The sequence below is a fragment of the Nostoc sp. genome (genome assembly GCF_036917195.1).
Classification (GTDB): domain Bacteria; phylum Cyanobacteriota; class Cyanobacteriia; order Cyanobacteriales; family Nostocaceae; genus Nostoc.
Genome location: NZ_JBALDG010000012.1, coordinates 98,226 through 119,169, shown reverse-complemented (window position 1 = coordinate 119,169; position 20,944 = coordinate 98,226). Strand labels below are relative to the sequence as shown.

Below are 20,944 nucleotides of genomic sequence, written 5' to 3'. Positions count from 1 at the left end.
GATTCGCTACGAATTAATAGACCTCTTGCAAAAGTCCCTAACACCCCACCCCCAACCCCTCCCCTTACCAAGGGGAGGGGAGCGTTTGCGTCAGCAAATGCGGGGTGGGGTTCTTTATTTTTGATTTATGCAAGAGGTCTAATTGAAATGCTTTACTAAGGCAGAGGGGATGAAAGAATCGAGTTGTATTGAAGTTTCTCTGCTTTTGCCCAATCAAGGCACAACTGACGGAAATGATCACCCCGCACCTCAAAATTCGGGTACTGGTCGAAACTCGCGCAAGCCGGAGATAGCAACACCACAGGCGCTTGATATTCCTTAGCTAATTCTGCTGCTCTAGGAACTGCCCTTTCCATAGTTTCCACAATATGGTAAGAATAATATCCTACCTCTTGGAGGCGTTGGGCAAATACGGGTGCAGCAGAGCCAATTAATAACACAGCAGCAGCTTTGGAGTGAATTTTTGCTAGCCAGCCAGTATCATCACCTGCTTTGGCTTCTCCACCAGCAATTAAAATCACTGGACTGTTAACGGATGCTAAACCAACTTCCGCAGCATCGTAGTTAGTGGCTTTGCTATCGTTAATGAAATCAATACCTTCCCAAGTGCAGATATGCTCCAAACGATGAGCAACGCCAGGAAATTCCCGAATTGCAAGTGCGATCGCATCACGATTAATTCCCGCTAATCTTGCCGTTGCTACTGCCATCAAGAGATTTTGCTGATTATGTTCTCCTACCATCCGCAAAGTGGATACTTTCACAATCGGTTCTGGTGCAGAAGTTGCACTCAACTTTTCCACAACCCAGTCGTCTTCGATGTAAAAGCCTTTTTCGCTAATCAGGAAATCTTTTCCTCTCACACTTGTCCAATAGGCATCAGGCCAAGCACTTAGACCTAACTTGCTCAAGTAGGCATCATCGCCATTGAATACTTGCAACTCTGACTGGCGTAATAACTTGGCTTTAATGTTGTAATAGTTTTCTAAAGTCTGATGGCGACTAAGATGATCCGGCGTGAAAGTCGTCCAAACACCGATACGTGGTGCAAGAGAACTGGAAGATTCTACTTGATAGCTGCTAATTTCCGCAATCACCCAATCAATACAATTTTGGATTTTAGATTTTTGATTTTGGATTGGAGTTTCTCTCCCTGTGCTGCAAGATAGGGCAACTTCACAAGCGGCGTAGCCAATGTTACCGCAGGCGGGTGCATCTAATTCTGCTGCTTGGAAAATGGCACCAATTAAAGCTGTGGTAGTAGTTTTGCCATTAGTGCCAGTAATTCCTACCCAAGGTAGCGCTCGCAAATTTCGCCAAGCGAGTTCCATTTCCCCAATGGTTTCAATACCTAATTGGCGTGCCTTAATTAATACGGGAATATCCCAAGGCACGCCAGGACTAACAACTATTAATTGGGGTAAATTAACACCATTCAATTCTAGGGATTGGCCTAGTTTAACGGTTATTTGCTCGGCAGCGAGTTGTTGTTGTTGTTGTTGGAGGGTTTCGGAGGTGTTGCCATCACTTAGCTCTACCTCCCAACCTTCCCGTTTCAACAATCTTGCCGCAGCAACACCGGACTTTCCTAATCCAATTACAGTAGCTCTAGGCATAGATTGCAGCAGAGGTCCCTGGTTAAGCACTCCCTATAGTAGCGTCTATCGGCAAAAATTACACAACTTTTTGTTGAGCTACGCTACAGATTTTTGACGATCGCGCCAAAATCAGCTAGAACACGGGCATGATTGCGAACTAATCCGAGCAGATGTAATCGATTCCGCTTAACTTCTGGATCGGAGTCCATAACTAGAACGCTATCCGGGCCATCAAAGAAGTTACTAACTGTCGGAGCAATTTTTGCTAGTGCTGCTACTAAGAGTTTATAATCTCGTGTCTGCTGTGCTGCTTGAATTTGCGGTACTGAATCGATTAAGGCTTTATACAAAGCTTCTTCAGAGGGCTTTTGGAATAATTCCTGACGAACTACAGTTGTCGGTTCTAGCTGTTTTGTATCCAAATCACCTTGGGCGGCTAATCGTGTGGAACGGTTAACGGTTTCGTAGATGTTATCTAAGGTACTATCGTTGCGGATTTGTTGTAGATATAAAGCGCGATCGCGTACATCCAATAAATCCTTTAACGTCCGTTCTGTATATTCTGGGTCATTTTCTCCCAAAACAGCATTTACTAAGTCGTAATCAATTTGCTTTTCTTCTTGTAGTAAAGTGCGGATGCGTTGTAAGAAAAACTCTTGTAATGCTGCGGTTAATGATGCCTGTTCTTTGTGATATTTAGCTGCAAAATCTGTTGCTATCTGCTCCAATAAACTCTCTAAATTTATCGGCAAATTATAAAACCAAGTAATTTTAACTACAGCATTGGCAGCCCGGCGCAAGGCAAAGGGATCAGACGACCCAGAAGGAATTAAACCTAAACCAAAGATACTCACTAAAGTATCTAATCTATCTGCCAAACCGACAATTTGACCTGTGAGTGTTTCCGGGAACCTATCACTTGCTCCTATTGGCAAATAATGTTCAAAAATTGCCTTTGCAACTTCGGCATCTTCACCACTAGCTAAGGCATATTTTTCTCCCATGATCCCTTGTAATTCTGGGAATTCATACACCATTTGTGTTACCAAATCTGCTTTACATAATAAAGCAGCACGTTGGATTCTTTGACTTTGATCTTCTTTTAATTCTAACTGGCTAGTAATTTGCTCGGCAATGTTGACTACTCTATCTACCTTGGCACGCACCGAACCCAATTCTTCTTGAAAAGTGACTTTTTCTAACTGAGGTAAAAAGCTTTCTAAAGACTTGGTTAAATCAGCTTCGTAGAAAAATCTTCCATCAGCTAATCTGGCACGAATTACCCTTTCATTCCCAATAGCAACAATATCTGATTTATTGGGATCAGCGTTAGAAATTGTGATAAAGTTTGGTAATAATTCTTGCTGATAACTATCTGGTTTGAATACAGGGAAATAACGCTGATGAGTAACCATAACTTCAGTAATTACCTCAGTTGGTAATTCCAAAAATTCTGGTTCAAATTTACCAACAACTATAGAAGGATATTCTACAAGATTGGTTACTTCCTCTAACAAATCGGGGTAAATTACTGTATACCCGCCTAAATTCTCTGCTACTGCCTTTACTTGCTCTTTAATAATATTTGCCCGTTCTTCTGAGTCAACTGTGACATAGGCAGACTTGAGAGCGGTGACATAATCAGTAGCTTGGGCAATTGTCACAGGATCAGGATGTAAGACTCGATGACCTTGAGAAATGCGATCGCTCTGGATCGTTTTAGAGCCATTCACTAATTCTAGAGGCAGCACCGTCTCATCTAACAAAGCTACTAGCCAGCGAATTGGTCGGGAAAACCTCGCATCCCCATTCCCCCAACGCATCAACCGCTTACCTTCCAAACCCCAAATCCACTGGGGTACAAGTTCTGTCAAAATTTCTGCTACAGGACAGCCGGGAATTCTTTTTTGCACAAAGACAAATTCCCCTTTGTCAGTGGGGCGAACAAACAGCGCATCCAGTTCCACACCTTGCTTTTTGGCAAAGCCTGCTGCTGCTGCTGTCGGCTGACCATCTTTAAAGGCGGCTTGGGCGGGGGGCCCTTTAATTTCTTCTTCTCGGTCTGGTTGCTGAGATGGTAGACCTTTAATCAATACCGCCAGACGGCGGGGAGTACCGTACACCTGGACACTTTCGCCCTTGAGGCTGTTTGCTTGCAGGCTTTGGGGAATGCGCTCCCGCCATTGCAGTAAAGCATCACTGACAAAACTTGCAGGTAGTTCTTCTGTACCAATTTCTAATAGAAACCCAGGCATAGGACACTGTTTTCAACTTTGCGTAGCTCAACTTTATCAGTTATTATCAAGCGATCGCTCGTGATTTTTACGGTAACTAGAGTTTGGATGCTTTTTGTGAATCTATAACTATGTATCATCTTTGCTCAACATCCAGAAATAACCGTAAACAGTTGACCAAGCTGGAAAATCACTTAGTAAACCTTGCCACATACATCCCTAAAATGGATAAAGTCGAGCTTAGGTTTGTTAAATAGACTTGGCATTTTCTCCAAAACTTCACAAAAAAAGTATTTCTCTTCATTGATTTATTACATTTACTTACCTAATTTAATGCAGTACTTAATTATACATATTTTTCATAAAGTTAGTGTTGTTTATAAATTGATATCTGCATGATGTCAATCAACTTTGGAGTTATGACAATGAAAAAGATTTTCGCCAAAATGGCTACTATCACAGCAATCAGTGCCACTTTTACAGTTGCGGCGCCCAATAGCCCGCACTTCTCTACAATACGCTCAGTGACCACCGCAGGCATCGCTGCTGCTGCTAACAACCCGGCTCAAGCTGTTAAATTCAAGTTTAACTGGCAAGGTGATGTTGCGATGCATCACAGTTTTTTTTTCCGCTAACAGCTTCAAATATGAAGCTACGCAGGACGCTAGTGTTGAAAAGTTAGTGCCTTTGAATTACTCAAAAAAGTGAGATGCTGACTAATGAATTCAATACTGATGACTTGGTTAAAAATACTTCATGTGCCACTTTACAAGCTGGAATGTGGGTTTCATGCACGAGATTAAATATAATGCTACAATCCCCTAAGTGTAAATTAAGCATTAGATTCACTTTTAACAAAACAGAATTCAGGAGTCATTAGCTAGAATTATCCAATTTAATTCTGTGTGACTCGCAGATAGCGCAGCACTAGCGAGTCCGCGTACCCCTACGGGGAAGCAAGCTACGCGCAGCGTCTCGTAGAGAGCGTCTGAATAAACGGTTTTAAGTCCCTCACCAAATTTAAAATTTGGTCTCTACAATTAGCGCAAAGTCAGAGCGGAGGCTTCCTCCGTAGACGCTTTGCGGGTTGCCGCAGGCATCTAAACTTTGTAAAAAAGTAGTGGGTCTGAATCCCTCACTATATTGATTCTGTATTCTGTATCCTTCTTAAAATTAGTGAAAACTTATCATGCGTATGGTAAGAAACTTAAATCAGTCAACAATTATCAGTGAACACTGGTAATTGGTAACTAATAATTAATAATTAATAATTGATAACTCTTAAAATTCACCATAAAAAGTTTTAAATAGTCTTGATTGCAATTGTGATTTCAAAAAATCATAACCTGCTCATAACTGAAATTAAGTAATAAAAGTAGCAGCGCCTACTGAAATTAGCAATAAATCCGCTCATCTCAGGCTGTCTTCACGAAATTCACAAATAGCTCATGCACATTCTGATCTATTCCTACAATTATCATCCAGAGCCGATTGGAATTGCTCCCTTAATGACTGAATTGGCAGAAGGACTAGTAAAGCGAGGTCACCAAGTGCGGGTGATTACCGGAATGCCCAACTATCCTCAGCGCGAAATTTACGATGAGTATCGGGGTAAATGGTACGTTACTGAACAAAAAAATGGTGTCACCATTCAACGAAGTTACCTCCGAATTAAGTCTAAACCTAACCTTGTAGATCGGCTGTTACTGGAGTTGAGCTTTGTTTTTACGAGCTTACCCCAAGCCTTTAAAGGTGGACGCCCCGATGTGATTATCTTAACAGTTCCGCCTTTACTAGCTACTTTACCAGCAACAATATTTGGTTGGTTATACGACTGCCCCGTAGTTCTGAATGTGCAAGATATTCTACCAGAAGCTGCCGTGCGTATTGGGCTATTGAAAAATAAGTGGATGATCCGAACTCTTGCAGCCCTAGAGAAATTTGCATATCGGACTGCACACACTATTAGTGTCATCGCCGATGGGTTTCGTGAGAATTTAGTGAATAAAGGAGTACCTGTTAATAAAATCGTTTGTATTCCCAATTGGGTAAATGTAAATTTCATCCGCCCTTTACTGAAAGAAAACAACTCCTGGATATCTAGCCATCAACTCGATGGTAAATTCGTAGTACTTTATTCGGGCAATATTGCTCTAACGCAAGGTTTAGAAACAGTAATAGAAGCAGCACTTTGCTTGCGTCATATCAAGGATATTGTCTTTGTCATCGTTGGCGAATCAATAGCATTGCAAAGATTGCAGGAATATTGTCTATTAAATGGAGCAGATAATGTTTTGCTGCTACCGTTACAGTCGCGAGAAAAACTACCCGAAATGCTAGCAGCATCTGATGTAGGGCTGATTGTGCAAAAGCGCAATGTTATTTCGTTCAATATGCCTTCAAAAATACCACTATTGCTGGCGAGTGGTCGGCCGATTGTGGGTTCAGTTCCTGCCACTGGTACTGCTGCTAAAGCAATCCAACTCAGTGGTGGTGGGATAATTGTTGAGCCAGAATCACCCGATGCAATGGCTGCTGCGGTGCATGATTTATATGTTAATCCTGCTTTAGGGGCGAGGCTAGGTCACACAGGAAGACAGTTTGCCGAAGAAAACTATTCCTTGGAGCAAGCACTTGATCGGTATGAGTGGCTCTTTTCTCATATTCTTGCTAACCGAAAATCAACTGTGGGGATCTTGCCGAAATTGGATTCTAAAAAATCAGTTGTGGATAGTTGAAGGGCATGGGGCATTGGGCATTGCTGGCTCGGCTACACATACAAAACCCTAATTAGGGAAAATTAAATCACCCATTTGGGTGAGTTAAAAATCAACCGATCGGGTGACCTAAGTGTAGGAAGTTAAGATTACTCAAAAAGAGGAATCTATATTAGAGAACACTGATTGCACCTGTTTCTTGGTGAGGATAACTCGATGAAACTCCTAAACTTGCTTAATAAAGCTGAATTAATCAGCGATCACTCCATACTCTTCTCTTCCCTAAGATCAATATTCACTACTACTAAAGAGAGATAAACTCATGTTTATCTTATATCAATCTCGTCTACTATGTGGTTATAATGCAAGCAAGCACTTACATGTGCAAGCAAACGCTTACAAACGCTCATGGAAAACTTAGCATCAGGGACCGCACAAACTCATGCACACTTGATAAAGTCAGCAACTAAGTAGTTTGCAACAGCAGGTTTAATCGAAGCCACAGCGCGAGAAATTGCTTGTGTTGCTGCGGTCAATCAGGTAACTTGATATCGCCTTTTTTAGAACAAAGAGCAACTATTAGCTGCTGTGATTACCAAAGCGATCGCTTTACAGTCCTTGAAGGAGACAGGAGGTTCTGTTAATTTGCCTCAAACAAGATCAACCGGATATTGAACGGTGCTTTCTCTCGGAGCTAAAGACAGGGTTTATACTGCCTAAAATAGTTTGATAAATCATCCGTATAAACAAATTATCGGAGTTAGGAAATGTACAAATTAACTAGAATGTGCTGAACTATATTTGTTCGTTTTAGGTGCTAGACATCGTGAGCGATCGCCAAATACCCAAATATATATTTGTTCCCAACATCAAAAAAAAAGAGCTAAAAACTATTTAAACAATGCTTTTTTAGCGAAAACTAGATTGCCCAAGTCTAAATCCACAAGAGAAGAAACCAAAGATGTCCCATTCTGAGTTCCCTGAGTCTCCCCTTCCCGTTGAAATAGAACAGCCTGCTGTTACTGATTCTAGTCAAGAGTTAGGACCATTGTCAGAGCGATCGCCTAAGCCACCTCGAAAGCGGCGTTGGCCTCTAATCTTAGGAATTATCCTGTTAATTGCAGGTGTTGGTTTTGGTTGGCGCTGGTGGCAAACGCGTAATGCTAGCAATGCACCAGAGGGTGCTGGAGCAGCTCCTCAACCGGCAGTTTCCGTTAAGCTAGCAACAGTGGAAACTGAAACTGTGCAGGATAGTTCGGAGTTTATTGGCTCCTTAGAGGCACCACTCTCAGTACCAATCAAACCACAGGTTGGAGGGCGAATTAGCCAGATTTTTATCAAAGAGGGCAACCGTGTTCAACAAGGGCAAGTAATTATTAGCCTAGAAATTGATGATGCCCTAGCCCTGCTACGACAAAAACAAGCAGCACTACAACAAGCACAGGCGAATCTTGCCGAACTCAAAGCAGGGACTCGAACAGAAGTAGTTTCCCAAGCCAAAGCCCAGCTAGATCAGGCCCAAGCAAAATATCAAGATGCCGTATCTGGATCGCTACCACAGCAAATTCAGCAGGCTGAAGCTCAAGTTAATTCCGCCAAATCCGATCAAGTACTAGCAGAAGCACGAGCAAAGCGATACGCAGAATTAACAAAACAAGGGGCAACTTCCCAAGATACCCTAGATGAATACGTCAAAAACAAAGCTAGTGCTGAAGCAGCAGTGGTTGCAGCCCAGAAAAACTTAGAGCAACTCCGCAAAAACAGAACTGCTAATATCCAGCAGCTAGGTGCTGCCTTAGAACAACAGAAACAATTCTATAGGCAACAGTTGAACGGCAACCGCCCAGAAGATATTGCCCAGGGGCAATCGCAAGTAAACCAAGCAGCGGCTGAAGTCCAGTCGGCTCAAGTCCAAGTGCAATACACAAAAGTCCTAGCTCCTTTCACAGGTATTGTTGGTAATATCCCAGTCAAGCCAGGACAGTATGTAGGACAAGGGGATCAACTCACCACATTGACCAAAAACGACTCTTTAGACCTGAATATATCCGTTCCGCTAAATCAAGCCAAAAAGTTGCGCTTGGGTTTACCTGTGCAAATGTTGAACGCCCAAGGCCAACCCACAGCAACGGGTAGGATCAGTTTTATTTCTCCAAATGCTAGTTTAGATTCGCAGACAGTTTTGGTGAAAGCCAACTTTGGCAATTTGAGAAATCGATTGCTTAATCTTCAGTCAGTGCAAACCAGAGTGATCTGGAACAAACGTCCAGGAATCTTAATTCCAGTTACAGCAGTATCTCGTTTGGGTGGGGAGACTTTTGTGTTTGTGGCTCAAGCGCCAGAACAAATGCCTAAAACTGAAGCGCCAGAACAAAAGCCTAAAGCTGAAGCATCGGCACAAAAGCCTAAAGCTGAAGCAGGATCTTTAGTAGCTCAACAAAAACCTGTGAAATTGGGAGTTATTCAGGGGAATAGTTATCAAGTTATCCAAGGACTAAAAGCTGGGGACAAAATTGTTGTTTCCGGTATTCTCAGCCTAACCAATGGCGCTCCCATCAAGCCTGCACCGCAAGAAGTGGGTAGTCGGAGTTTTTAATATTTGTACCAATCGATAACTACGTAATGCTCAATTTCTATCTACCCATTTTCTAATGATGTTTACGATCAAATTGATTTAGTAAGTAGCTGGGCGAAATTAAATATAAAATGTCATTGCGTTGGCGTAAGCCTTCGCGTAGGGTATCGAAGGCAGTGGAGTGGTAGCGTCTTGTAGAGTTGCAATCTCACTCTTTATGATCGCAACTCTACAAGACCAAGGCGCGAACACTTCATACCCTTCTCCTGGCAAAGACCAAGGCGAACGGGTTATCCTTTGGAGTACGCAATGACAAACTATCTTATATTTATTTATAGCGATTTTATCGTTGATATTTTAGGAGATTTTTTGAAGTCTGAAAAACGACGATTTTCGGAAATAAAAACCTTACTTATTAATCAAGATAATGGAGGAGAAAACAATTCTCGACGTCCCCAATTTATGAAACGTATATTGGAATTTGCTCAATCATACAAATTAAACATACGTTTAGCTTTTTACGAGAGTCGCATTGCTTTTTACCTAGGGTAATTCTGGTTGCTTAAAAGCTCCTTTAGGTAATCCAGGACGCCAATCAGATGGTAATCCCTCAAAACTGTCAAACCCATAAACATTTCCTTGTAACCAATACTCACAGATGAGATTGAGGGTGTGTCCGCTAGCAACACCAAACTCTAACCAAAGACCATCTTGATTAACAAGCTTCTCCCGCAAGACATATTGAAGAGGTGAGATTGGCAACTGCATTCTTGGAAGAATACAATAGCTATCTTCCACAAATCTGTTGAAGTCCTGATGAAAATTAATAATGTTCTGCATGTTTTCTTATTTTTTAGTAATTTATGTTAAAAAGTATAAGTAGGTAGGCAGAAAAATTTATAGGTATGTAACGAAAATATAATCAGAGACATTCAAGTTAAATTTTACACGCTGAGTACTGTAGTTATCTTTCTCTCCCCTAGCTTTAACACCATCGATAACGGCATAAGCACTGGTTGAACTCATCATCAATTATTTGCCCAGATAGCTCAGATTTTTTTAAGTGTTGCCATTCCAATTCAATTGGATTCATTTCGGAACAGTATTTTGGTAATAAAGTTGATGTACAAACCCATGTATTCCCACTTTTTCCATAACTGCTGAACTTCCAAAGCATTGATGTATCGGCCCGTTATCCTGCACAATTACCCTAGTACGTCCCGTTTTTTGTGCCTACCTACTTAAATTTACATCTTTAAAGGGGAAAGCGTGAAAAGTCATGAAAATCGCTATTGGCAGTGATGAACGCACCAACCTTACCGATAGGATAGTGGTAGAACTTAAGCAGCGTGGGCATGAAGTTATACCCTTCGGTTCCCTAACCGAGAATGATCCTGAAGTTGATTGGCCTCTCAGCTGTAGTAAAGTTGCTTTAGCAGTGGCAACTCAGAAAGCAGATGAAGGGATTGTCTTTTGTTGGACTGGTACAGGTGCATCTATTGCCGCCAACAAAGTCTCAGGGATACGTGCAGCTTTGTGTCATGATGCCGAGACGGCACGCGGGGCCCGCATCTGGAATCATGCGAATGTCCTTGTACTAAGTTTACGTGCTACTACAGAAGCGATCGCTAAAGAAATATTAGATGTCTGGTTTAGCACACCCTATTCTGAAGATGAGTGGAACCTCTTGCAAATGGAGCGGATTAGACAGTTAGAGAAAAGTGCAACGGCATCAAAAATTTAAAATTTACATCTACTCTTCGCGTTACCCCACCCCGGTTTTGTCTAAAGCCAAAACCGCCCCTCCCCTTACCAAGGGGAGGGGTTGGGGGTGGGGTAAAACGTATGTTGTGTAAGCGTTTGAGCTTAAGTTAACACCAATGGCCGCAGGCTACCGTCAAGACGCCTTCTCCACCAGAGGCTGCGCGTTGGCGTTGGCGCAGCCTCTGGTAGAGAAGAATCGTAGAGTGTGTGTAAGTCCTATCAGTCTTTGATACTGATTAATCAGGCTTAGAACTCCGTCGCATTCAAATTTTAACGTAGATACGCAGTGGCTTGCCGCAGGCTACCGCTCTAGGCGCAGAGGACTCAGAGAAAAGAGAGAAAAGTGCCTTATTTCAACAATCTCAGACCACTGAGGGTAACTAATACTGTGGAACCTTCATGGCCAATGACGCCAATAGGTAAGTTAATATTTCCCAGAAAGTTGCCCACTAAAAGCAACATAATGAAACCCAACGCTACGAATATATTCTGTTTGACTATGGATTGCGATCGCCTACCCAAATGCATCGCCACGGCAATTTTTTCTAACCTGTCTGCCATCAGTACTATATCTGCGGTTTCCAATGCCACATCACTACCAGATATTCCCATCGCTATACCCACAGATGCTTGCGCTAGGGCTGGTGCATCATTGATCCCATCGCCTACCATTGCCACAGTTTGATATTGTTGCTGTAGACGACGGATAACATCCAACTTATCTTTTGGCAGAAGTTGAGCATATACCCGATCAATTCCTACTGCTTTGGCGACACTGTAAGCAGTTTCCTGATTATCCCCAGTTAACATGACAATTTGCTCAATTCCCAGTTTCTTTAAGCGGGTAATAGTTACGGCTGCTTCCACTCTCACCTCATCTGCGATCGCAATTATACCCATCATATCGGCTCCCCTAAGAGAAAGCGGGGTGGGATTCTTCGCTACCCAAACCACAGTTTTACCTTCTTGCTCCAAAGATTGAGCCATTTCTTGCAATTCATCAAGTAAATTTGTCACATACTGTTGCACAAAAACGGCATTGCCTACAATTACCTGTTGTTCTTGAGCAATTCCCACAATTCCCTGTCCAGGTATAGCTTGCACTTGAACTGCACCAACCCAGTCCAAATCACCAGCCGCCTGCACAATTGCCTTACCGATGGGATGTTCTGAATAGGATTCCACAGTAGCAGCAGCTTTTAATACATCACTTCGAGTGTATTCACTAGCTGAAATTACTTGGAATACCTGCACCTGTCCTGTTGTTAGGGTACCAGTTTTATCAAATGCGATCGCTCGCACTTTGCCAATCTTCTCCAACTGCGCCCCATTCTTAAACAAAATTCCTTGTCTTGCACCATTGGCAATTCCCGAAAGCAGCGTAGGCATAATTGCAGCCATTAACGCACAGGGAGAAGCTACCACTAGGAAGGTAAGCGCCCGATAAATCGTCGTTTCCCAATCCCAACCCCAGAGAAATGGCGGTAAAGTTGCCAGTAATATCCCAGCTACAACAATGACTTTGGCATATCCCTTCTCAAAGCGATCGATAAACTCTTGCGAAGGAGGTGCTTCAGTCTTTGCCTGTTCTACCAAACGAATCACACGCACAATTAAACTACTTTGGGCTGGTTTGTGTACCTTAATTTGCAATCCACCATAGCCGTTGAGTGTGCCGGCAAATACTTCTGCGCCGACTGTTTTCTCTACAGGTAAAGACTCGCCTGTAATTGCAGCTTGATTGAGGGTGCTGTAACCAGATAAAATTATCCCATCTGTAGGAATTAGCTCTCCGGGTTTGACGACAATCTCATCACCCACCTTTAGCTGACTGATCGGAACTTCCTCTTCCCTTCCCTGATGCAAAACCCTTGCTGTATCTGGCGTCAAACTCATTAAACTACGGATACTCCGCTCAGTTCGCTGCATGGCATAGCCTTCTAATGCGCCACTGATGGCAAAGATGAGAATCAAAATTGCCCCATCAATAATTAGATGATATTCTCCTCGCCATAAGCCGAGGCTAGCAGCACCAATAGCCGCCACAATCATCAGCAAATCTACATCGAGTTCTTTTTCTTTGAAGAGGGTAGTCAATCCCTCCCGCGCACTTTCGTAACCACCAATTAGATAAGCAGCGGGTAGCAGCAGGAATGCCAATTCCAACGCGCCGAGATGTAAGGCGAACCATCCAAGAAATAGCAGCAACCCACATAAAAGTGCAGCTAGGGTATCTGCGTGTTCTCTGGTGAATTGGCTGAAACGTTGGGGATAGAGCATGAGAGGTGAATTAACAAGGACTCTCTCACGCTAAACCTTGACATTAATGTTAATGTCAAGGTTTAGCATGACAAATGCTCCAAGAATGGGTTTCAAATTTATTATCAGAGGATGAAAGCAATTGCCTCTAGTAAGCTCCACGATCGCAAAAATGTGCTAAATGTTGTTGATCCCAATTTTCAAGTTCAAGATATAAATAACTAATAAATATCTGTAATAGTCGGAGTTATCTTGCTGTTAAAGACTAAAAACCAACCAAATTTAATTCTTTATGTAACCAAGATTGATGACAATCCCCATCATTTTAATAAGTTATTTAAACTCAGGGATGAAATTGAGCAGTTACCCCAAGATTGCTTAAATATCAAGGTAGATTTTCACTACTGCGAATTCTTGGGACACTACGGGGTTGCTTTTTTGGGGGGACTATTCCGTCTTATCGAAGCTCGTGGCGGTTCTGTCGCTTTTGATTGGAATACAGTTTCAGACAAAATTCGGATGAACTTAGCTCAGAATGGCTTCTTGTATGATTTCGGTTTTGACAGCAAACCTTGGGATGGCAACTCCATACCTTACCGGAATGATCTTCAGCAGGATATGAGTGCTATTGCAGATTACCTGAAATATAATTGGCTGGGCAAAGATTGGGTCAATATCAGTCCAAGACTACAAGATGCAATTACAGGGCGAGTCTTAGAGATATATTTCAATGCATTTGATCATAGTCAATCTGCTGTGGGGGTGTTCAGCTGCGGTCAGCACTACCCCAAACTTGGTTTTCTTCATCTGACGGTCATCGACTTTGGTATTGGTATCCCTACTAGTGTTCGCTCTCTACCTCAGAACTTAAACAAGAGTGCTAATGAGGCTCTACAGTGGGCGTTCGAGCCGGGAAATAGCACTAAGCAAGACAGTATCTCCCGTGGCGCAGGTTTAAATTTATTGCAAGAGTTCATCGTAAAAAATCATGGAAACCTTACAATTTTTAGTAATGACGGATATGTCAATATAGGCGATAATATTATATATGAGAACACATGTACTAATTTTAAGGGAACCCTGATTAATATTGCACTTCGGTGTGATGAATCTTACTACTGCCTAGCAACTGAAGCTCATCAACTTAAGAAGCAGTTATTTTAAATAGGGAGATAAAGGAATGGCATACAAAATTTTTGATCTCGTCGGGAAATACGCCATCAGCGCTGAGAGTGGGCAAAAGCTATATGACCAGATTCATCCAGTTCTGCTTTCTGGCGACCCTGTAGAATTAGATTTTACTGGAGTTCAGGTCTTTGCGTCTCCCTTTTTCAACATTGCGATCGGTCATCTATTGAAAGATATTCCAGCAGATAACCTTAATCGACTGGTTGAGTTCACCGCTATAAATTCTGATGGGTGGAATGTTCTTGAGCGTGTGATTGCCAATGCGAAGCATTACTATTCCGATGAGCAATTTCGTAATGCGGTGGATGCAGCGATCGCAGAGCAGGCTGCAACTTTTTAAAGCATGGTGGTAAATCTTAATATCCAAGCTGATATCATCGATATCAAAACTGATAATCCGCAGCAGTATGATATTTTTCTTGTAGATACCAACGTCTGGTTTTGGCAGACGTATACAAATGCTGGGTTTGGTACTCAAACTTCCAGATTCAGCAATTATCTCAAATATATTAATCAAGCTCTTGTAAATGGAGCCACACTGACATATTCTGGACTAATTTTGGCTGAACTTGCTCATATCATTGAGAAAACTGAATATAACATTTATACAAAATCGCATGGGTATTTGCCACTTAAGGAATACCGTCATAATTACTCAAATGAACGGATGAATGTTGTTGCCGAAGTTCAGTCAGCTTGGAGTCAGGTTAAAGCATTTGCTGTTCCTGTTGATCTGACAGTAGATGACGCAACAACGGATGCAGCACTAAACAGATTCCAAACTCAAGCTGTTGATGGCTACGATCTACTACTTCTCGAAGCTATTAGTAGAGCAGGAGCAGGGAAAATTAAAATTATCACACATGATATGGATTATGCTGTTGTTCCAGGTATTCAAGTATTTACGAGCAACAACTACGTCATCCAAGAAGCTAATATACAGAAAAAATTATCAGCTAGCAGATAGTTTAACTAAGCTAGGTTAAAAGCGTAGACACGCAGTGGCTTGTCGTCAGACATTGCGTTTCTTAAATATCCCCTCGGTAATAATTAACCTCTTTAATACCGTAATTTGTGGAAATCAAGAGCAGTGAGCTGACAATTAAGCAATTAACCCACTTGGTAGGCGGCGGTTTAACTCCGCGCATGGTGCGCCATTACCATCAATTGGGACTATTACCGCAACCAGTGCGATCGCCTAGCAATTATCGCCTCTATACCCAAAAAGATGTCCTTCGGTTGCAACGGATTGTCGCCCTCAAGCAGCAAGGGTTTCAGCTAAACCATATCCGCAATATTTTGGAGGTGGAACCAGAAGCTGACACAACTGTTAACCTCATGGGACAACTCCAGCAGCAATATCGGGCGGTGATGCAACAAATTTCTCAACTGCGACAAACTGCATCAGCACTAGAAGGATTATTGGGGCGCGATCGCCATTGTCAAATTATGCAAGCGGAAGTTTTGGCACAACTCAAGTTACTCGATGTTGAAACTCAAGCTGGATTGGGGGGATTGGAAAACCTGTGGAGTGGTTTGGATGCCGAAATTCATACGCATTCAGAAGCTTTCTCAGAATCGCTACAACGTTTACTACCTGATTTGTCTCACCGTTCGGAAATTGAACAACACTTAATTTCTCAGCTGGTTTTGGCCTGTGGTGATGTCAGTTTGGTGTCTTTTATCAAGTTGAGTCCAGGTGCGATCGCAGCTAGTCGAGAAGCCCTATCTGCAAGCTGTCAAATTGTTGTCGATACCCAAACGGTTGCTGCTGCTTTGGATCAAACCCGATTATCTCACTTGGGATGCCACATTGAAACCTTGATTGATAATCCCCATATTACCACCGCCACAGAGGCAGAACTTGCCTTTTGGCAACATCGAGAATGGCGATCAAAATTGCAGCAAGTAAATCAGGGTTGTGTGCTGGTAGTCGGTTATGCCCCCTCAGTCCTTGTAGAAGTTTGTGAAGCGCTCACCAACCAGAAAATTCAACCTGCACTAGTAATTGGAATGCCCATTGGCTTTAGCCATGCTCCCGCAGCCAAGCGACAACTGATGCAACAAGGGATACCTTTTATTACAGTTGAAGGAACCTTGGGAGGTGGGGCTTTAGCTGCTACTGCCTTAAATGCCTTGGTTGAGTCACTGATTGATAAGCCAGATTGTCATTGTTATCTCAAAAATATAGTAGATTCTGCTGAGTGCTGAACATTGAGTACTCAGTTCTGACACAACGATACTCAGTACTCAGCAATACTGAAAATAATATTGTTAAATAATATTGAATTTGGTACACTTTACCAGTTTTAGTAATTCAATAATTCATAATTGTGGCCAAAAACTACCAACTTGGTATAACTTGCAATATAAATTAGAAAAATTTATAGTAAACAGACTCTGGCAATTAGAGTATAAATTCTCATGCTATACAAGCTAATGCAGAGTATAAAACAATACGAGTGCGCTGAAGGAATTAGAAGTAAAGATAACTCAGATGTATAATTAGCGCGTCTCCTCGATAATCCCTAAACAGATCCGATTTAGGACTAGCAGGCTTTCTATTTTTTACTTTAATTAAGGGGCTTATGTGGCAACAAGAAAAAAAAGATAATTCAATAGTCAATCTGGTATTATGGGTTGCCTTAGCTACAACCCCTATGGCAGCAAGTTTGCTGGTGTCAGCACCCATGCTGGCCCAATCTAAACCTAATTCTCCCGCTTTTTCACTGCCGCAAACAGTGCAGAACGGGACAACAGTGCGGATTGACGGTTCAAGTAGCTTGGGTGCAATCAACCAAAGCCTGAAAGAGAATTTTGAAAAACAGTTTTCCGGCACAAAGGTTGAAGTTGCTGCTAATGGCACTAGTACGGCACTGAAAGATTTGCTAGCTGGCAAAATCGACATAGCAGCAATGGGGCGTGGGTTGACGCCAGCAGAAAAAGCCCAAGGACTAGAGCAAGTTCGCTTGCGCCGTGAGAAGATTGCGATCGTGGTTGGTGCTAATAATCCTTTCAAGCAAAGCTTGACTAGTAAGCAATTTGCCCGGATTTTTCGGGGAGAAGTTACAAATTGGTCACAACTGGGAGGGTCTTCAGGGAAGATTCGATTAATTGATCACCCTAACACCAGTGAGACTCGCAATACTTTTCGTACTTATCCAGCCTTCAAGACTGCTAACTTTGCTACAGGGGCCAATGCTACCCAAGTAAGTGAGGATAATACCGCAGAAATCATCAAACAACTGGGCAAAGACGGCATCAGCTATGTGTTAGCTAATCAGGTGTCAAAGCTCAAAGGTGTGCGTGTTCTGGAATTACATCAAGCCTTGCCAGATGATGCGAAATATCCCTTCTCGCAACCTTTAGTTTACGTTTACAAAAAAAATCCCAGCTTAACCACAGTAGATTTTCTCGGCTTTACCCTTGCACCTCCAGGACAGAAGGCTATAGAACAAGGTAGAACTGCTGAAGCAGTTGCGATCGCAGCGAACGGATCACAACCTGCTGTCAAGCCTTCCCCCAGTGCTAAGACGATACCTGCTACACCTTCCCCTAGTGCCACCACTTCTGCATTTGGCGAACAGCCCTTTGTGGCTCCTGCTACTTCACAAGTTAGTCCAATTGTCAACAGGGAAACACCATTTTGGTTGCTGCTACCTGTCTTTTTTATTACCGTAGGTGGAGCATTACTCTGGTGGATTCTGGGAAAACGTCCATTGCCGACTGAGAAAACAGACAACTTACCAGAATCAGATCCTGATCTACCCAGCACAGAAGGTGCAGAAATGGCGGTGCTCAATGCCAGCACATCCCTGCCCGTTAACGGAGCGATGCTTGAGGAGGATTCAGTGCCGCACTTCCAAGAGCAAGAAAGCCCTGATCGCACTCCTTTCAACATCTATGCTCAAACACAATCTGACCTGACGGAAAATGCTACTCACGAGACATCGAATTTAGTCCAAGAGGCAACCAATGGTAACTCTAAGCTCCATGAAGGCACAACCTCTGGAGTAGCTAATGGATCAGGTAATAACAACTTGGGAGCCGCAGCTTTAACCGGTGGTACGGCTTTAGCAACAGGAATCGGGGCGGCTACCTGGTCTACCTTTAACAACAAAGAAACAGAAATAGACACCATTGATGAGACAGTCCATCTAGAGCATTATCCAGAGACAAACATTCCTGATTCTGATCAAGTTGCATGGGACATAGAAGCTCCGGCGGCTGTAGTAAATACTTCATACCCTCACCTGGGTAATATTCCAGAAGAGGCATCTGAGGTGACAGCCCCACTCCCAGAATTACCAGATGTGCCAGAAGTAACATCTGAATTTGACTATTGGGACACAGAAGTTAGTGAAGATCAGATAGATGAGGAACTTCAGGCAGAATTGAACTGGTTAAACAGTATCACCTCAACTGAAGATACAGCCTCAGGAGATGAATTGCCCTTACCAGAGTCTGGCGAAGCGGCAACGGATATTATAGAACCCTCAGCGGCACAAACATCCTCACTGCCCGATTTCCCAGAATTTCCAGAAGATATATTGAATCTGGTAGCGGACGCATCTGAACCCACTACCGATTTGCTAGAGTCAGAATATCAAGCAGAGCCGACTGTAGCTGAAGCTGACTCCACAGATTTTGCCGCCGCAGCGGCTTTAGCAGGCGCAGGGATTGGAGCCTGGACTACCATTGGATCAGATACCCAAGGACAAACCGATACTACGGTTGACAATGAGCCAATTGCAGCCGAAACAGCTATTGGTTTGGTTGATGCAGATGAAGAGAGCAGTATTGTACTCACGCCGCATACTTCTACATCGGCTCATGTCTCTTGGGAGATTTCCGAAGTCAAGAAAGCAGCGCTGCAACAACAGGGTGGGTCTCAATTGGTAGTGCGGCTCTATGATGTAACTGGGATAGACCTAAGTTATCAAAGTCCCCACCTTGTACAGCAGTATGAATCTGAGGAGACAGCACACGATCGCCTGGTGGATATTCCCGTCAGCGATCGCGATTACATAGCTGAAATTGGCTATATCGCTGATGGCGATCGCTGGTTATTCATCGCCCGTTCAGCAGTTATTCGTGTCTTCAGTCCTGTTCTTCTAGATCCGATAGTTGATAATCTGGCAATCGGGGATGAAACAGATATTGACTTGGTAGATGACCAAGAAAAGAGCAGTATTGTCCTTACATCGCACACTTTGCAATGGGCTGATGTCTCTTGGGAAATTTCCGAAACCAAAAAAGTAGAACTACAACAACAGGGCGGCTCTGATTTAGTAGTGCGGCTCTATGATGTAACTGGGATAGATTTAAGTTATCAAAGTCCCCACCTTGTACAGCAGTATGCATGTGAAGAGACAGCAAACGATCGCTTTGTAGAAATTCCCATCAGCGATCGCGATTACATAGCTGAAATTGGCTATGTCGCTGATGACGATCGCTGGTTCTTTATAGCCCGTTCAGCGATCGTTCGTGTCTTCAATCCTGTGCATACAGATTCCACCGTTGAAAATGTAGCGTTAGCAAGCCAGACACCTATTGACTTGGTAGAAACCGAAGAACAGAGCAGTGAAGAAGAGAGCAGTGTAGCGCTCACACCCCGCACTCCCAAGTGGGCTTATGTCTCTTGGTACATTTCCAAGACTCAGAAGGAAGCACTGCAACAACAAGGCGGCTCCCAATTGCTAGTGCGGCTCTACGATGTAACTGGGATTGACTTGAGTTATCAAAATCCCCAGCTTGTACAGCAGTATGAATCTGAAGAGGTAGTACAGGGACGCTTTGTGGCTATTCCCGTGAGCGATCGCGACTACATGGTTGAAATTGGCTATATTGCTGATAGCGATCGTTGGTTACTCATAGCCCGTTCACCCAATGTTCGCGTTTTCAGTCGTTCCCACGAAGATTTCTGGTTTGTGACAGATGCTGAGTTGATTATTCACGGAGCAACCCAACCAAATACAAGTGTAAACATTGGTGGTCATACCATCAAAATTAAACCCGATGGTACTTTCCACTTACGTCTCCCCTTTTCAGATGGTTTAATGGACTATCTGATAACGGTAGGTGCTGATGGGGAATCCACTAGAACTATCCATAAGAAGTTCTCCCAAGAAACTTCAGAAAGCTAGCAATTATCCTGAGTTATCCTTTCTAACCCGATTTCCCCCTTAAAAGGGGGGAATCGGGAGAGGGTTATTAAAGAAAGAGACTTGGGGACAAGGGGAATTTTGCAGATGGGGATGCTAACCGTTTTGGAGATTTGACAAATACACTTCAGTAAAGAAAATCGGATCTTTAAGAAATTTAAATCCTCTAGAGCATCGATTCAGTAATCAAAAACCTAACCCCCCAGTGAAACCCAACATTTACTTCTTGTTAATATTAGGTTTCGTTCCTCAAACGCCACTTGCTAAAGAGCGGGAACGCTAAGAGCGAACAAGTCGGGAAACCCTCTTGGGCGCAGTGGCTCCCCAACCTACAGATATTATAAGTGTTGAACCGAACCTGATATTACGCATTGACAAAGTGGTAAAATGGACATAGACATGTGACACAATTCGGCGACTTGTCCTTACTCGAACAACCAGATTT

At 43.0% G+C, this 20,944-nt stretch carries 13 protein-coding genes and 1 pseudogene; 10 read left to right on the top strand and 4 right to left on the bottom strand.

Going from position 1 to position 20,944, the window contains the following annotated elements:
- Positions 1–155: 155 nt before the first annotated feature.
- Both murD and glyS read right to left on the bottom strand, forming a co-directional pair.
- Complete coding sequence (murD, locus tag V7K40_RS03775; protein WP_334956849.1) at positions 156–1,616, bottom strand: UDP-N-acetylmuramoyl-L-alanine--D-glutamate ligase; 1,461 nt, start codon at positions 1,614–1,616, stop codon at positions 156–158.
- Between the two features lie 83 nt (positions 1,617–1,699).
- Complete coding sequence (gene glyS / locus V7K40_RS03770; protein WP_334956847.1) at positions 1,700–3,853, bottom strand: glycine--tRNA ligase subunit beta; 2,154 nt, start codon at positions 3,851–3,853, stop codon at positions 1,700–1,702.
- A 404-nt stretch (positions 3,854–4,257) separates the two neighbouring features.
- Between glyS and V7K40_RS03765 the strand changes: the two genes are divergently transcribed.
- The 4 genes and pseudogenes from V7K40_RS03765 to V7K40_RS03750 all read left to right on the top strand — a co-directional run.
- Positions 4,258–4,467 (top strand): hypothetical protein, encoded by a 210-nt coding sequence (locus V7K40_RS03765; RefSeq protein WP_334956845.1) that lies wholly within the window; start codon positions 4,258–4,260, stop codon positions 4,465–4,467.
- Between the two features lie 813 nt (positions 4,468–5,280).
- Positions 5,281–6,570, top strand: a complete 1,290-nt coding sequence (locus V7K40_RS03760; RefSeq protein ID WP_334956844.1) for a glycosyltransferase family 4 protein — start codon at positions 5,281–5,283, stop codon at positions 6,568–6,570.
- A gap of 940 nt (positions 6,571–7,510) precedes the next feature.
- The gene (locus tag V7K40_RS03755; RefSeq protein ID WP_334956842.1) at positions 7,511–9,145 is read left to right on the top strand and encodes an efflux RND transporter periplasmic adaptor subunit; all 1,635 of its coding nucleotides are present in this window, start codon (positions 7,511–7,513) and stop codon (positions 9,143–9,145) included.
- Positions 9,146–9,460: 315 nt separating this feature from the next.
- Positions 9,461–9,646, top strand: a pseudogene (locus tag V7K40_RS03750) (ISAzo13 family transposase); the annotation flags it as partial.
- A gap of 21 nt (positions 9,647–9,667) precedes the next feature.
- Here V7K40_RS03750 and V7K40_RS03745 read toward each other — a convergent pair.
- Positions 9,668–9,964: a hypothetical protein gene (locus V7K40_RS03745; RefSeq protein ID WP_334956840.1), complete on the bottom strand. Its 297-nt coding sequence runs from the start codon at positions 9,962–9,964 to the stop codon at positions 9,668–9,670.
- Positions 9,965–10,403: 439 nt separating this feature from the next.
- Here V7K40_RS03745 and V7K40_RS03740 point away from each other — a divergent pair, with 439 nt between their 5' ends.
- A complete protein-coding gene (locus V7K40_RS03740) occupies positions 10,404–10,868 on the top strand; it encodes an RpiB/LacA/LacB family sugar-phosphate isomerase (protein ID WP_334956838.1) in 465 nt (154 codons plus the stop codon).
- A 368-nt stretch (positions 10,869–11,236) separates the two neighbouring features.
- Here the strand turns inward: V7K40_RS03740 and V7K40_RS03735 are convergent, their stop codons facing one another.
- A complete protein-coding gene (locus tag V7K40_RS03735) occupies positions 11,237–13,168 on the bottom strand; it encodes a heavy metal translocating P-type ATPase (protein WP_334956836.1) in 1,932 nt (643 codons plus the stop codon).
- A gap of 231 nt (positions 13,169–13,399) precedes the next feature.
- Here V7K40_RS03735 and V7K40_RS03730 point away from each other — a divergent pair, with 231 nt between their 5' ends.
- From V7K40_RS03730 to V7K40_RS03710, 5 genes are all read left to right on the top strand, one after another.
- A complete protein-coding gene (locus V7K40_RS03730) occupies positions 13,400–14,311 on the top strand; it encodes an ATP-binding protein (RefSeq protein ID WP_334956834.1) in 912 nt (303 codons plus the stop codon).
- A gap of 16 nt (positions 14,312–14,327) precedes the next feature.
- Positions 14,328–14,675 carry an STAS-like domain-containing protein gene (locus V7K40_RS03725; protein ID WP_334956832.1) on the top strand — a complete coding sequence of 116 codons (348 nt, stop codon included), beginning with the start codon at positions 14,328–14,330 and terminating at the stop codon, positions 14,673–14,675.
- 3 nt (positions 14,676–14,678) lie between these two features.
- On the top strand, positions 14,679–15,302 hold the full coding sequence (locus V7K40_RS03720; protein WP_334956830.1) for a hypothetical protein: 624 nt from the start codon (positions 14,679–14,681) through the stop codon (positions 15,300–15,302).
- Positions 15,303–15,415: 113 nt separating this feature from the next.
- Entirely contained in the window at positions 15,416–16,546 is a 1,131-nt protein-coding gene (locus V7K40_RS03715; RefSeq protein ID WP_334957018.1) for a precorrin-8X methylmutase, read from the top strand.
- A 377-nt stretch (positions 16,547–16,923) separates the two neighbouring features.
- Positions 16,924–20,481 (top strand): DUF4912 domain-containing protein, encoded by a 3,558-nt coding sequence (locus V7K40_RS03710; protein ID WP_334956828.1) that lies wholly within the window; start codon positions 16,924–16,926, stop codon positions 20,479–20,481.
- Positions 20,482–20,944: the final 463 nt, after the last annotated feature.

Bases quoted from the DNA above. Each gene is read 5' to 3' on its own strand.
- V7K40_RS03745 (WP_334956840.1), bottom strand. From the start codon at position 9,964: ATGCAGAACATTATTAATTTTCATCAGGACTTCAACAGATTTGTGGAA.
- murD (WP_334956849.1), bottom strand. From the start codon at position 1,616: ATGCCTAGAGCTACTGTAATTGGATTAGGAAAGTCCGGTGTTGCTGCG.
- V7K40_RS03720 (WP_334956830.1), top strand. From the start codon at position 14,679: ATGGTGGTAAATCTTAATATCCAAGCTGATATCATCGATATCAAAACT.
- V7K40_RS03710 (WP_334956828.1), top strand. From the start codon at position 16,924: ATGTGGCAACAAGAAAAAAAAGATAATTCAATAGTCAATCTGGTATTA.
- V7K40_RS03735 (WP_334956836.1), bottom strand. From the start codon at position 13,168: ATGCTCTATCCCCAACGTTTCAGCCAATTCACCAGAGAACACGCAGAT.
- V7K40_RS03725 (WP_334956832.1), top strand. From the start codon at position 14,328: ATGGCATACAAAATTTTTGATCTCGTCGGGAAATACGCCATCAGCGCT.
- V7K40_RS03740 (WP_334956838.1), top strand. From the start codon at position 10,404: ATGAAAATCGCTATTGGCAGTGATGAACGCACCAACCTTACCGATAGG.
- V7K40_RS03760 (WP_334956844.1), top strand. From the start codon at position 5,281: ATGCACATTCTGATCTATTCCTACAATTATCATCCAGAGCCGATTGGA.
- V7K40_RS03765 (WP_334956845.1), top strand. From the start codon at position 4,258: ATGAAAAAGATTTTCGCCAAAATGGCTACTATCACAGCAATCAGTGCC.
- V7K40_RS03755 (WP_334956842.1), top strand. From the start codon at position 7,511: ATGTCCCATTCTGAGTTCCCTGAGTCTCCCCTTCCCGTTGAAATAGAA.
- glyS (WP_334956847.1), bottom strand. From the start codon at position 3,853: ATGCCTGGGTTTCTATTAGAAATTGGTACAGAAGAACTACCTGCAAGT.